This window comes from Fibrobacter sp. UWB3 (assembly GCF_002210405.1).
Lineage (GTDB): Bacteria > Fibrobacterota > Fibrobacteria > Fibrobacterales > Fibrobacteraceae > Fibrobacter.
The window spans coordinates 121,397-134,914 of record NZ_MWQJ01000003.1 but is presented as its reverse complement, the minus strand read 5'-3'; the positions used below and the strand labels follow the sequence as shown (position 1 = coordinate 134,914).

Here is a 13,518-nt window from a genome sequence, read left to right as displayed (position 1 = left end):
AAACATTCCCATTTTAAAAAGAAATTTCACTTTTTTTTGCAAAAAGGCCTTGACTGAATCAAAACAAGTTTTTAAATATGGTTCACCGATTGAGAAATCAGTCGAACCACTTGGGGTGGTAGCTCAATTTTGGTTAGAGCACCGGCCTGTCACGCCGGAGGTTGCGAGTTCAAGCCTCGTCTATCCCGCGATAAAGCACTTCTCTCTGAGAAGTGCTTTTCGTTTTTTTCGCATTTTTTGCCGTTTTCGCCCTCCTAAAGCCATCTTAAATCATAGTCGCAATTGGAAGATGGCATTTCAACTCCTTACAAGAAAAATGTTTATATTAAAAATTAAGAAGGAGTTTTTTATGAAGAACATTCATAAATACATACTTATCGTTTTAATCTGCGGGCTTATTTTCTTTATTCTCGGCTACCCCTGTCGAGAACTTTTCAGGATTTCCGACACGACCGAAGTCCGCATTGTGGCGGCCCTCCCCCTGCTTTTCGGTATTTCCTTTGGATTTGCAGGCGTCCTCGGCTGTGCCATCGCGAACCTCGTTGCAGATATCATGTCGGGTTATGACGCGATTATTTTCATTCCAGGATTTTTCGTTCAGATTATTTACGGTTACGTCCCTGCCGTGATTTGGAACTATCTCCGCCGCAATGACAAGAACAAGTTCAAGCTCGACAAGATTTACAAGAACGTGCAGTACATGCTCATCGTCATCCTAGATTCGCTTGCGGCAGCGTTCATGGTCGTAAGCGTCATCAAACTAAAATTTGACGAACACTATTTTTCGATGCTCTCGGCAAACATTTTCTTCAATCAATTTATCACGATGGTGATTATAGGGTTTCCGTATCTAATCTGCGCCTCGCTCATTTGCCAGCGAAAAATGCGCAAAATGCAAAAAAAATCCACAAAGTTCATCTTTTCTTTTTCGCTCAACGAAAAATTCATTTTGTTTTTCCTCGCCACAAGCATCATCATTTCAGTAGCATTTGGGATTACAAGCTACCCAAGCATCGCACTTAAATACGGCGAGAACAATCTTTACCTCTGGAATTACGTTTACTTTTACATCGGCACATTGCTGAACATCGGCATCTGGGTTTCACTCGGGTTCCTCTACTACATGGAACGCACCGTCACAAAGCCCATCGAAAGCATGAGTGAAATCGCAAAGACTTTTGGGCAGAACAAGGATATTTACGAAAGAATCCACAATACGCTGCAAAAATGCCACCAGTACATCTACTTCACCTCCGAAGTCGGGAAACTCGCACGTTCCTACGAAGAAATGGCCAAGGAACTGGACGATTACGTGAAGAACTTGACCGAAGCCACCGCCAAGCAGCAGAAGGTCCATACCGAACTTTCCATTGCAACGACTATCCAGCGAGCATCGCTATCGAAGCCCGTAGAAGTGGATGGTTTCGACAATTACGCCATGATGCGCCCAGCACTTGAAGTGGGTGGTGACTTTTACGACAACCTCATGATTGACGACGACCATTTGGCACTCGTGATTGCAGACGTCTCGGGTAAGGGCGTCCCTGCCGCGCTCTTTATGATGGTTTCCAAGATCGTGTTGAGGCACAACTTGCAACACGGCCTCTCGCCAGCCGAAGCGTTAAGCCGCGCAAACGATGAACTAGCCGAGCACAACGTCCACGACATGTTCGTCACATGCCTTTGCGGTGTGTTGAATATCAAGACCGGCCACCTAATCTACGCCAACGCCGGCCACGAAAAGCCGTTCATTAAGCATGCTAACGGGGATTTCGAAGTCGCCACCCTCAAAAGCGGTTTTGTCCTCGCCGGCATGGAAGGCTACAAGTACCAGGAATTCGAAGTACAGCTTCAGCCAGGCGACACGATTTTCACCTACACCGATGGAGTCCCCGAAGCAACAAACGAAAAGGACGAAGAATTCGGCATGGAACGTTTGCAAAAAGTCCTGAACGAATCCAAGGACGATTCTATCCGCCTCCTGTGCCGTAAAGTCCGCATGGCGGTCAAGGAATTTAGCGGGAACGCCCCGCAATTCGACGACATCACGATGCTTGCGTTCAAGATGAAGTAAAGGGATAAGTTTTAGGCCCTCTTGACAGGCTAACATCTATTAGCTATTTTAGCTAACAGATATTAGCCACTGTAAAATATCGCAAAAGTCGCGAACTCCAAAAACAAGAGGCGTCATGTCCACAAAAGAAAAAATTCTAGAAACCGCATTAACGCTATTTGCCCAAAACGGTTACGACGGCACAAGCGTGGAGCAAATCGCCCAGGATGTCGGCATCAAGGCGCCGTCGCTTTACAAGCATTTCAAGGGCAAAGAAGACATTCTGAATTCGCTAATCGACATCGCCGAAGCACGTTACGAGGAATCGTTCGGCTCCGCGAAAAAAGTCGGCACAATCCCCGAAAACATCGACGGATTCATCCACGAGACGATGAAAAAAATCCGCTTTACAATGAGCGACCCAATCATAAAGAAAATGCGTATTTTCTTGGTGCAGGAACAGTTCCGCAGCGAGCGCCTCGCCGAAATCACGACAAGGCATCAGGTGGACGGGCTTCTGCAAATGTACCAGAGGATTCTCGAGACTTTGATGGCCGCAGGCGTAATCGTCAAGGACGACCCGGAAATGCTCGCAACAGAAATCACCGCGCCCGTGGCACTATGGATTTCTAAAGTCGATCGCCAACCAAAATGCGAAAAAGAAGCACTCAAATTTATCGAGAAACACTTACAACATTTTTTCAAGACATACGCAAATGGAAACCGATAGATTTTTACTGCGCCCGTGGCGCGAATGTGATGCCGAAGCTTTGTTCAAGTACGCATCCGATCCAGATGTCGGGCCACGCGCCGGTTGGGAACCGCACAAATCCGTAGAAGAAAGCCTGCAAATCATCCGCACGATTTTCGGCGGTGATCACATGTGGGCCATCGAGCTGAAAGAGACGGGAGAACCCATCGGTTGCATCGGCTACCTGCTCAAAGGCGAAAGCAACATCGACATCGGCGAGAACGAAGCTGAAGCTGGTTACTGGATTGCAAAGCCTTACTGGAACAAAGGAATTTGTACTGAAGTATTGAAGTTGATGATAGACTATTGCTTCAACGAAAAACACATTGATGTTCTCTGGAGCGACTTTTTCATCGACAATCCCGCCTCCGGACGCGTGATGGAAAAATGCGGATTCCGCGAAACCGGCGAAATGCGCTACTGCGAAAATCTTTATGGCGGCAGCAAGTGCCCCGTGAAAGTGATGAGACTCTGTCGAAACGGATAAAGTCATCGGTGAACATATTTAAAGGCAAAAAATGGCAAAAGAAATTGATCCGAAAAGCACAACCAGAGCAAAAGCATTTGAGTTTTGGATGCAAGCTCCGAATCCGATGGTGACATTTTTCAAAACGCTGAACGTCACAAGACTCGTGAAGGTGAGCAAAAAGCGCGGCTTGAAATTCAATATGCTTATGGATTACTGCATCGGCAAGGCTGCGGCAGGCGTTAAGGAATTTTACATGCTCCCGGTCAACGGCAAGCTCATGCAATACGATTCGATTGCGGTGAACACAATCGTGAAAAACGACGAAGGCGAAGTCAGCTCTTGCGATATCCCGTATTCCGAAGATTTGGCGACATTCAATCGTGACTACCTCAAGTACACAAAAATCGTGGCGGAAAGTTGCCAAGATTGGGACTTGTCCGAAAACAGTATGGTCATCGGAACATCGGCTATTATCGATACGGAAATCGATGGAGCTGTCGGCATGAATTCCGGCATTTTCAACAACCCGTTTATGATTTGGGGACGTTACAGGAAACGTCTTTTCCGCTATGAATTGCCAGTTTCGTTCCAATTCCACCACACACAAATGGACGGGGCTCACGCCGGGAAGTTCCTCGCGAACTTGCAACAAGCAATTGAGGAACTTCGATAAAATTCGGTAACACTTTTAAAGACCTTAAGTGTTATATATAAAAAGGAGATTCTCGCCGTCGCGAGAACAACATTAAAATGACTTTAGTTTTGAATACATTGGAATCAGGCGATTGCTCGGAACAGATTAAAGCACTTTTTGCGGGCAAGAACGAAGAAATAGAAATCATCAATACTGCTGATTTAAAAATTATGCATTGCATGGGCTGCAACAACTGCTGGCTGAAAACTCCCGGCATTTGCAGCATCAAAGACGATTACGAAATCATCCTCAAAAAATTGGTCGCTGCCGAGAACTTCTGGGTTGTGGCAGACACAAAATTTGGTTTTATTGACTATCGCGGCAAGCGAGTCTTGGATCGCATCGTCCCGATGCTAAATATGTACATCGAAATCCGCGACGGTTGGGAACGTCATCAGTTGCGATATCACCCGCTGAATTTCGGTTTCATTTACAAGGGCGACGGCAACCGAGAACTGCTCGAAGAGTGGAGCATGAGAGTCGCCAGAAATATGGCAGGGCATTCGCTCGGCGTAATCTCGCTAGACAAGGATGAGGCTTGCGAAAACGCCGCAGTTCCTTCTGCAAAATGCGTCGCGCCCACTTCAGCCGAACAAATCATCATAATTAACGGAAGCCCGCGCGTCAAAAAGAACAGCAACACGAATAAGATTATCCAAGCTTTTGCCGAAGGGCTCGAACAAGCGGGATTCACGCACAAGCTTTATTCACTCTCGAACCATGCCGAATGGGACGAAGCCCGCGAAGCATTCATGACGAATGACAACATCATCATTGCCGTGCCGCTCTTTGTAGAATGTCTGCCGAGTTTGTCGCTTGAATTCTTAAGTACACTCCCCACGGAACGCAAGCAACCAGCAAAACTCTCGTTCATTCTCCACGGCGGTTTTGACGAAGGTCACCAGCTGCGACTCGGTGAAAAATTCTTGCAGTCGCTCCCGGCTCAGCTCGGATGCACCAGCGGTGGCGTCCTCGTGAAAGGCGGCAGTTTCTTGCTACGCAATCGCGAAAACAGCTACATCAAAAAGATGACCGACAAGATGCTCGCCTCTTACACAGCCATGGGACAATCTTTCGCCCGCAACGGAAGCTTCTCAAGTTCAGAAGCAAAGAAATTTACAGGCTTCGAAAAAAATCCAAAAATAGGAATCCTGCTTTTCAACCTCATTTTCAAGCGCATCGTCAAAAAGAATTTCGAGCGGATCGCGCAGGAATGGGGCTGCACAGAACCGCTAGACCGTAAACCATATTAAAACAAAGGATCAACTTAATGAAACTAAAAAAATTGGAATACAAACTAACCGTCTGTAAAGTAGCGGACATTAAAGATATTGATACGGGCAAGGATTTCTATTTCATTGGAAAAACCGACGAAGAAATATCCCTCGTATGCAAAACAGATGATACTCCCCCAAATACAACTGAACGAGATGATGGATGGCGAGGTTTCCGCATTCAGGGAGTACTTGATTTTTCTCTTATAGGCATTCTTTCAAAGTTGTCAGCTATTCTTGCTGAAAATGACATCGGAATTTTTGCGATATCCACTTTCAATACGGATTATATTCTTGTGAAAGCGGAGAATTTTGAGAAGGCGCTGAAAGTGTTGTCAGATGCGGGGTATGATGTAGTGTGATTACCAGAATCTTCCTTGTAGCGCATAACAGAAGCACGAAAGGAATATGGAAACCGATACTAACAAATTCTGAAAAAAAAGAGCGAATAGGACTTGACGAGAATCACTAAATAGTGTACATTTGTACACGTGTTATAAGAAGGAGATTTCATGCCTTTTGACTTTAAAAAAGAATATAAAGAATTCTACATGCCGAAAGGCAAACCCGAAATCGTCACAGTCCCAAAGATGAACTACATCGCAGTACGTGGCAAAGGCAACCCGAATGAAGAAGAGGGCGAATACAAAAAATCCATCGAACTTCTGTACGGCATAGCCTACACCATCAAGATGAGCAAAAAAGGGGATCATAAAATTGAAGGTTACTTTGATTACGTGGTTCCGCCGCTTGAAGGATTCTGGTGGCAAGAAAATGTTGACGGAATCGATTACAGCCACAAGGAAAACTTCCAGTGGATTTCCGTCATTCGGCTCCCAGACTTCGTCACCAAAGCCGATTTCGAATGGGCAACTGAAGAAGCGACCCGCAAAAAGAAAATGGACTTTTCGAAAGTGGAATTTTTATCACTTGAAGAAGGGCTTTGCGTGCAATGCATGCATTCCGGCTCATACGACGATGAGCCTGCAACTGTCGCTGCAATGGACAAATTTATCGCCGACAACGGCTACGAAAACGACATTTCGGACACAAGGCGCCACCACGAGATTTACCTTTCCGACGCACGCAAAGTCGCCCCAGAAAAGTTAAAGACCGTCATCCGCCACCCAATTAAAAAGATCTAATACAAATGACGCCCGTCCAACGGGCATAACAATCTAAAAGGAGAAATCATGGAAATGAAATTTTGTCAGAGCTGCGGAATGCCGCTCACACCGGAAATCCTCGGCACAAACGCCGACGGTAGCAAGAACGAGGAATACTGCATCTACTGCTACAAGGACGGCGCGTTCACCGGCGACTTCAACATGGAACAGATGGTCGAATTCTGCTCGCAGTTCGTCGATGAATTCAACAAGAACACCGGCAAGAGCCTCACCCGCGAAGAATATAAGGCGGAGCTTCGCAAGTATTTCCCGACACTCAAGCGCTGGCGCCTCCCCGCGGACCAACTTCCGCACGCCACCTCGCCCATGAAGCAGAAGTTCATTGAAGAAGTCAATGCTCTTAACATCAAAGACATGCCAACCATCGACAATCTCTTCGTTCTGCAAGGTTCATTCATCAATCAGGAATACAAGATCAACGGCAATAGCGTCAAGCTCTTGGACGATAACGCTAGCTACTGGGGCAACCAAGTCGAAAAGCTGGGAGCCGAAGGCCGATGCTTCGGTATCGCCTGCGACGAACATTACATTCTCGTGAGCGAATACGGCAAGAACGGTGCCGATGCAGAAATCATCGTGTTCAAGAAGAGGTAAAGGCCATCCACCTCCAGTAGAAGTCCGCCCATCCTAGCCCATTCACTTGCCAAATAGTCTTACTTTAGCTATATTCAGCCCACCATCCAATTATGGGGATATAGCTCAGTTGGTAGAGCGACAGGTTCGCAATCTGTAGGTCATGGGTTCGACTCCCACTATCTCCACGTAAAAGAGGCAAGCTTTCGCTTGCCTCTTTTTTTTAACTCCATATTACCAAATTCAATGAACGTCAAAGCCGCCTAAATATCCCATTTTACCCCAAGCTTAAGCTGCGTGAGCACAGTGCTTTCGCGGTACAATCCCTTGTAGAAATTGGGCAAATCCATGTGTTTGTAGTTGCGTTCGAGCCCTAAATAAAAAGTCATCATCTTGTATTTCCACGAAGCTGAACCGCCCCAAGTGCCATTGAACTTCTTGATTTTTTTGAAATCCTCGTCCGGTCCGCCAACAGCGAATCCATAGAACAAATTCATTTTCGCTTCAACGGAAAAGCGGTTCTTAAACTTATACGAAATTCTAGAACGGAAAACCGGACCAAACCATTTGCCCATCGTCTGGCGGTAGACAATACTTTCTACAGAAGGTTCCGCAGGAGAATTCGCCTCATACATTTCATATTCATCATCGGTCATTTCGGCGCCATGGTCACTCAAATACTGCCAGTATTCATTATAAGCACTAACAGATTGTTTGTAGGTCGCATAAGATTCCATAAACGATTTGTAGTCAAAAGCGGAATCCGCTTCAAATTTTGCCCCGACATAAACCGTTCCATTCAAACCTTCCGAAACAGTCCTGTGCCACGACGCATAAGCCGCAAGCGACATCGGACCTGACGTTTGGTAATACGCCCAAGCCACCGCACCGACACGTTGCTTTTCAAAGCGGAACAAATCTTTTTCGTACCAGAGATAAAAATCCGAAGAAAGTTCCTTGCCCTCGATATTGAAATCGTAACCCGCATCCAGGAGCATTCCATGCCCCATCAGCGTGTATTCCAAGCCCAGCACAAGGTTCCAGTCGTTCGTATCAAGAACCGACATTTCGTCGTTATTCAAGAAATAATCGCCCTGCACTGAAGCGGCAAACGTATGCGACCAGGTCGCCGTTGTATAATCAAAGTACGGGTTCACATTCAAGAAGAGGTCACCGCCTTTTTCGGCATCTTCTAGACCTGTTTCCTTGTAGTGCATGCCGTAAAGCCCAAGTTCGCCAGCCAAATGGAATTCCCACGGACTTGCCCCACTTGCAGCACTAGAATTTTTGCCATCCGCTAAGCCAAGTGCCGATTTGTAATCGCGGATAATTCCCTGAATTTCATCCGTGTACTCACCTGGCAACGCAACCGCCTCTTCAAAAGCCTTGAGAGCCGATGTAATATCACCAGCCTCCTCAAGCTTCATCGCTCGGTAATACGCATCCTCCTGCGTCTCAGCATAGAGCGCAGTTGCAAGCACAAACATTATCAAACCAAACCAACGGATCATCTACTTTTTCGGGAAAGGTCCCTTCTCCCATTCATGCGGGTTCTGCTTTTCCCAGGGATTTCGTTCAATCGGACGAGGACCGAACGGGCGCATCGGTTCCATGCGACCTGGGACAAACGGATTCATACCACCCTGCGGTCCCTTGTGCTGTTCCTTTTCGTCCAATTTCTTTTCGCGGACAAGCTCGTCCTTGGGCTTTACGACATCCTTTTCTTGTTGCTTTTCGGCAACAGGCGGCAATTCCGCAACAGCGGGCTTTGCAAGTTCATTGCGCAACTCTTTCTTTTCGGCCACCGAATTGTTCCTCAAATCCTTGAGAATCTGTTCACGGGCAAGGCGGCGTTCTTCACGCATTTTCTGCCAGTCCACATTTTCCTTTTCAGACATTTTCGGAACTTTGTCCAAAGTTTCACGAGCCTCGACTGGCGTCGGGACGCTTGCTTCTGGGCGAGAATCTATTTCGCCTGCCATGGCGGTCGCCGCCATCACAGCGGATGCCATTACAATCTTCTTCATGGTGAGTCTCCTTAAATTGAGCTTCAGCATTTTAAAAACATCCCTATACCTTAAAGTCTTCTTTTTTCAAGCCCAGGCGTTCCATGATTTCACGGAGCACCTTGCGGTCAATACCAAGAATCGTAGAAGCGAGCGTGAGGTTTGCATTCGTGTCCTTGAGTGCGCGAGAGATGACTTCGCGTTCGACCGCTTCGCGGGCTTCCTTGAGCGTGCGCGGCGATTCCTTCGCCTGCCCCTGCATGTCATCAAGTCCTAAATCTTTAGGCTGGATTACGCCATGCACGGCCTGCACCAAGCCTTTCTGCACGCGGTTTTCGAGTTCGCGCACATTGCCCGGCCAGTGGTAACCAAGCAGCGCCTTTTCGGCGTTACGGCTCAAGTGGAATTTTCCACGGCCATATTCTGCACCATAGCGCTGGATAAAATTCTCCGCCAAGAGCACCACATCCTGGCCGCGATCGCGCAGCGGCGGGAGTTCAAGCGGCAGCACCTGAATACGGAAATACAAATCTTCGCGGAAGCGTTTTTCGCGCACGGCCTCTTCCAAGTCCACATGCGTTGCACTAATCACGCGCACGTTCACCGGAATTTCACGATTGTCGCCCACACGCGTGATGTGCTTTTCTTGCAACACGCGCAAAAGCTTCACCTGCATATTGAGCGGGAGTTCGCCGATTTCATCGAGGAAAATCGTACCGCCATCGGCTTCTTCGAAAAAACCCTTCTTGTTTTCAATGGCGCCCGTAAACGAACCCTTGGCATGCCCGAACATGAGCGATTCCATCAAGTGTTCCGGAATGGCACCGCAGTTCACCGCAATAAACGGCTTCTCGGCACGCGGACTATGCTTGTGGATGTAACGCGCCATCACTTCCTTGCCCGTCCCCGTCTCGCCACGGATAATCACCGGAAGCGGGAGCGGCGAAAGTTTATCGGCCATCGCAATCACATCGACCATCGCCTTCGAAGAATAGACAATCCCATCCTTGCGGACAACATTCTTAAGCGTATCGAGCGATTCCTTGTCGCGCAAACGGTCGTAAGCGGCAAACGCAAACTTTTCACAGACCGCCACAAACGAATCAAACAGAGCGCTATCTTCATCGGTGAACGGTTCCTTGCGGGCGGCACGCTGCAAATAGAGATAACCCGCCTCGGATTCCGGCGTTCTAAATGGCGACACCATAATGCTCGTGAGCTGGTTTTGCACAATCGACTTGGACAAATCCGCCGACTCGTCATCGAGCTGGTTCCACACCACAGCACGCTTTTCGTTTTTCGCAAGTCGAACCGCCGAAATCGAAATCGAGACCTTTTCCGGATTCGAGAAATGGAGCGGTTCTTCGCCACCAATATCCAACACAGCGGCATCGGCATGCAAAACGCCTTTAGCCACTTCGAGAATTTTCGGGAAAAGAGCCTCCGGCTGTTCCTCATCTAAAAGAGTCTTGACCACATCAAGCATCTTTTCTGTAGCGAGCATGGATTCCGATTTCATAACAAAGCCCTTTTGCGTTTTACGCTGCTATTCGGCAGAGGGCACCGGGAGCTCCATGAGCAAGCTATCCACCTTCAAATTCGGGGCTTTCTCGCTTTCTACAGACGGCTCAATGTTCCTCGACCGCTTTAACAGCCGGTCCCCTGTCGCATCGATACCGAAACTCATTGTTCCACTCGTAAGCAACAGCACTATCAAGAGTAATATAAGTCCCGAAACGCCTAAAACGGCCCATTTTAGCCAATTATTTTTCTTGCAAACGACAAATGGAAGCCCCTTTTCGAGGGTCACCGGAACTTTTCGCCCCACATTCAGGTTGCATTCCGAGACTTTTAGGGTTTGGATATATTGGGTAACGCAACCCGCGAGCGCAATTTCCCCATGCGACACTTTATCAAGTGCAATTTCCAAGATTTCATCAAGCTCGTCAAAGTCTTCGACGCGGTCCGAGATGTCCGCACAGAGAAGTCCTGACCAAAGCGGCTCCAGCGCCGAAAGCTGTTGCGCACCTTCGGGCGAATCAAAGGCGCCCGTCGCATAAAGCTTTTCCGAGATATTCAAGTCCTGCACATTCGCCATCTGCTCGGCAAACTGCTCATAGCCATCAGCAGTAATCAGATCCTCGCCCGCAATCCAGCGATACAGCAAAAGCCCAAGGCTGAACAAGTCGCTTTTTTCATCCGCAATCTTGCCCTGAAAGCGCTCCGGAGCCGCATAAGCAAGCGCACCCGGCCCTACAATGCCGCAATCAATCAACACAGTGCGCAGTCCCAAATCTGTGTTTCCGTGACCCTCGCCATCCACTGCAAAGATCACGTTAGCAGGGCTCAAGTCGCCATGCGACACGCCCTGTTTGCGCAACGCCGCAAGCGCCGATGCCACTTGCCTCAGCGCCACAAGCGCCACCGGCACCATCATACGTCCAAGCGTTTCCGAAGATTCGCCATCTATATAATCATAAATCAGGTAGGGAGTTCCATCACGATTACCCCATTCTTCAATGCGGTAGAGCCCCGGCTCACGCACCTTGCAGGCACGTTCCACAACGCTTTCGTCAAACGAGAATCCATCGTTATACCACTTGAGCACATACGGAGCGCCGCCCACGTTCAACAGGTAAATCGAGGCTTCGCCACCACGATGCAGCAAGGCGGCTCCCTTCACGGAGTCCAGTAACGATGTTCCAGATTTTTTCATGGCACGCCCGCTCACAGTTTACCTGAATAAACCATCGCCTTGAGCGAGTCTTCGGCTATGCGCGTCCACTTGGCAAGTACCGCATCTTGAGGCAATGCCTCATGCCCCATCGACCAGATATCCCATGCGGATTCGTAGTCATGAGCGTTCCAGTAGAGATTTCCGAGGTTCACATACGCCGATGCAAATTTCGGTTCCTTCGTCACGATGTACGCATAAATTTTCTTGGCACCATTGGTATCGCCATGCCCAGCCATGATTAGAGCCTTCAGATTATAGCTAAAGTAATTTTCCGGATCCAGCTGAATAGACTGGTCCAAAAGCGCCATCACCTTCGCCTGGGCATTCTCGGCAAGCATCGCGCGGGCAAGGTAAAATAGCGCTGTCGAATACATAGGCTTCGACTTTTCGCTCGAATCCACCACAGACAAAATTTTGAATTCGCGAACAGTGCGTTCCCAGAGCGCAAGCGTACTTTCCTTCAAACGTTCCTTGTCTTCGGCAACGGCATAGTAGGCAATAGCAAGGCCATAGCGAGCATCGCGATTTGCAGGTTCAGCATCAAGTACTTTCGAGAAGTTCGCTACAGCACGGTCGTAATCGCCAATGCGGAGAGCTTCGTCACCACGTTTCAGGTCATTCCCGTTGCAAGCACAAAGAACCGCCGCAACAAAAATTGCGAACAAGGCTCCAATAGCGCTACACAAACGATTATGGACAACCCGGCTTAACATGGTAGTAAGTATATATAAAATTTGAAACGAAAGACGCAAGACGAGAGACGAAAGATTGTTGTAAATCTGTCAAGACCAAACAAAAAACGCCCTCCGGGATTTCCAGAGAGCGTCCAAAGACTAGATCGATAAATTGATTACTTTTCGATTTCGTACTGAGCAACGAGGTTGCCTTCAGCATCGAGAGCACGGACGACGTTTTCATCGCGCTGGAGAGTGAGATTCGTGGTTTCACCCTTGGATGTCGTGTACTGCACAGAGAGGGAGCCGTCTTCGTTCTTCACTGCGGCAACGGAGTTACCCTGTTCGTCCTTCTGGTAGTAGGAGTCGTCTGCAGCAAGCGGATTGGAACCGGTCCAGAATTCAACCGTGTTGAGGACGAGGAAGTCCACAAGACCGATACTGACTTCATAAACCGGAACAACCCAGAGCAAGAAGTGGACGCAGGAATTGAGCCACTTGTTACCCAAAGTGCCGTTCCAGCGAAGAAGCTTCTTGGTAAGGCCATAGCTACCATGGCAGCCAGAAAGGACGAGAATACCTGCGCAAAGAAGGGCGAGGATTGCTTTTTTCATGTTTACAAACTCCTTATATTTAAGTGTTTTTGTTTTTGCCAAAAATATAAGAAAGAACCATAATATTTGCTAGAGGAACGTATCATTGTGTATCATAAATTTACAATGCGCCATTTAACCCCGTGAGGAGAGTCACATGCGGTTCAAGAGCCCGGAACCGCTTCAGGTCGCGAACTTTAACCCACCGGAAATCATCGTATCCATATATATGGACAAAATCTTTATAAAGCTCCACCCCGTAGGCCAACATGCGGCCACCCTCTCCCAAAGTAAAATCAACAGCCCCAAGAGGGGTTAAAGTCTTTGGAACAACCGTCAAACGTTCAAAAAACACCCTTTCCAGAGCATTTTCAGCGGGTTCATCATCCTCCAGCGTCTCCGTCGGCAGTTCCCACCGTCCCGGGAACGGCACACTTGATGATCGACGACACATCAAAACCCGCCCTTTACGCCGTACAATCCCACAAACAGCCAGCATTTAGCCCC

15 protein-coding genes and 2 tRNA genes are annotated in these 13,518 nt (G+C 48.1%); 10 read left to right on the top strand and 7 right to left on the bottom strand.

All coding sequences use genetic code 11. The features are described from left to right. Positions 1 to 112: 112 nt before the first annotated feature. The 10 genes from B7991_RS04890 to B7991_RS04845 all read left to right on the top strand — a co-directional run bounded on the left by B7991_RS04890 (position 113) and on the right by B7991_RS04845 (position 7,189). Positions 113 to 188, top strand: a tRNA-Asp gene (locus tag B7991_RS04890). Positions 189 to 349: 161 nt separating this feature from the next. Continuing rightward, positions 350 to 2,074, top strand: a complete 1,725-nt coding sequence (locus tag B7991_RS04885) for a SpoIIE family protein phosphatase (RefSeq protein WP_088629854.1) — start codon at positions 350 to 352, stop codon at positions 2,072 to 2,074. Between the two features lie 115 nt (positions 2,075 to 2,189). After that, positions 2,190 to 2,783, top strand: coding sequence for a TetR/AcrR family transcriptional regulator (locus B7991_RS04880; protein ID WP_088629853.1), 594 nt, complete (start codon positions 2,190 to 2,192; stop codon positions 2,781 to 2,783). Further along, entirely contained in the window at positions 2,770 to 3,291 is a 522-nt protein-coding gene (locus B7991_RS04875) for a GNAT family N-acetyltransferase (protein WP_088629852.1), read from the top strand. The genes B7991_RS04880 and B7991_RS04875 overlap by 14 nt, the downstream gene beginning before the upstream one ends. Positions 3,292 to 3,322: 31 nt before the next feature. After that, the gene (locus B7991_RS04870; protein WP_088629851.1) at positions 3,323 to 3,946 is read left to right on the top strand and encodes a CatA-like O-acetyltransferase, family 2; all 624 of its coding nucleotides are present in this window, start codon (positions 3,323 to 3,325) and stop codon (positions 3,944 to 3,946) included. 89 nt (positions 3,947 to 4,035) lie between these two features. Further along, complete coding sequence (locus tag B7991_RS04865; protein ID WP_254917849.1) at positions 4,036 to 5,220, top strand: hypothetical protein; 1,185 nt, start codon at positions 4,036 to 4,038, stop codon at positions 5,218 to 5,220. 17 nt (positions 5,221 to 5,237) lie between these two features. Next, on the top strand, positions 5,238 to 5,603 hold the full coding sequence (locus B7991_RS04860) for an ACT domain-containing protein (RefSeq protein ID WP_088629849.1): 366 nt from the start codon (positions 5,238 to 5,240) through the stop codon (positions 5,601 to 5,603). A gap of 150 nt (positions 5,604 to 5,753) precedes the next feature. Beyond that, positions 5,754 to 6,386, top strand: a complete 633-nt coding sequence (locus B7991_RS04855) for a GyrI-like domain-containing protein (protein WP_088629848.1) — start codon at positions 5,754 to 5,756, stop codon at positions 6,384 to 6,386. 48 nt (positions 6,387 to 6,434) lie between these two features. Further along, positions 6,435 to 7,022, top strand: a complete 588-nt coding sequence (locus B7991_RS04850; RefSeq protein ID WP_088629847.1) for a zinc ribbon domain-containing protein — start codon at positions 6,435 to 6,437, stop codon at positions 7,020 to 7,022. 94 nt (positions 7,023 to 7,116) lie between these two features. Next, a tRNA-Ala gene (locus B7991_RS04845) sits at positions 7,117 to 7,189 on the top strand. 75 nt (positions 7,190 to 7,264) lie between these two features. On the opposite strand, the gene B7991_RS04840 is transcribed toward B7991_RS04845, so the two are convergent. The 7 genes from B7991_RS04840 to B7991_RS04810 all read right to left on the bottom strand — a co-directional run bounded on the left by B7991_RS04840 (position 7,265) and on the right by B7991_RS04810 (position 13,510). Further along, on the bottom strand, positions 7,265 to 8,488 hold the full coding sequence (locus B7991_RS04840; RefSeq protein WP_254917848.1) for a hypothetical protein: 1,224 nt from the start codon (positions 8,486 to 8,488) through the stop codon (positions 7,265 to 7,267). Positions 8,489 to 8,512: 24 nt separating this feature from the next. Next, on the bottom strand, positions 8,513 to 9,028 hold the full coding sequence (locus tag B7991_RS04835) for a hypothetical protein (RefSeq protein WP_088629846.1): 516 nt from the start codon (positions 9,026 to 9,028) through the stop codon (positions 8,513 to 8,515). Between the two features lie 43 nt (positions 9,029 to 9,071). Then, positions 9,072 to 10,526: a sigma-54-dependent Fis family transcriptional regulator gene (locus B7991_RS04830; protein ID WP_088629845.1), complete on the bottom strand. Its 1,455-nt coding sequence runs from the start codon at positions 10,524 to 10,526 to the stop codon at positions 9,072 to 9,074. Positions 10,527 to 10,553: 27 nt separating this feature from the next. Beyond that, the gene (locus B7991_RS04825) at positions 10,554 to 11,723 is read right to left on the bottom strand and encodes a protein kinase (RefSeq protein WP_088629987.1); all 1,170 of its coding nucleotides are present in this window, start codon (positions 11,721 to 11,723) and stop codon (positions 10,554 to 10,556) included. 11 nt (positions 11,724 to 11,734) lie between these two features. Then, a complete protein-coding gene (locus B7991_RS04820; protein WP_254917847.1) occupies positions 11,735 to 12,409 on the bottom strand; it encodes a lipopolysaccharide assembly protein LapB in 675 nt (224 codons plus the stop codon). 185 nt (positions 12,410 to 12,594) lie between these two features. After that, the gene (locus tag B7991_RS04815; protein ID WP_088629843.1) at positions 12,595 to 13,032 is read right to left on the bottom strand and encodes a DUF3332 family protein; all 438 of its coding nucleotides are present in this window, start codon (positions 13,030 to 13,032) and stop codon (positions 12,595 to 12,597) included. A gap of 100 nt (positions 13,033 to 13,132) precedes the next feature. After that, on the bottom strand, positions 13,133 to 13,510 hold the full coding sequence (locus tag B7991_RS04810; RefSeq protein WP_088629842.1) for an NUDIX domain-containing protein: 378 nt from the start codon (positions 13,508 to 13,510) through the stop codon (positions 13,133 to 13,135). Between the last annotated feature and the right edge of the window lie 8 nt (positions 13,511 to 13,518).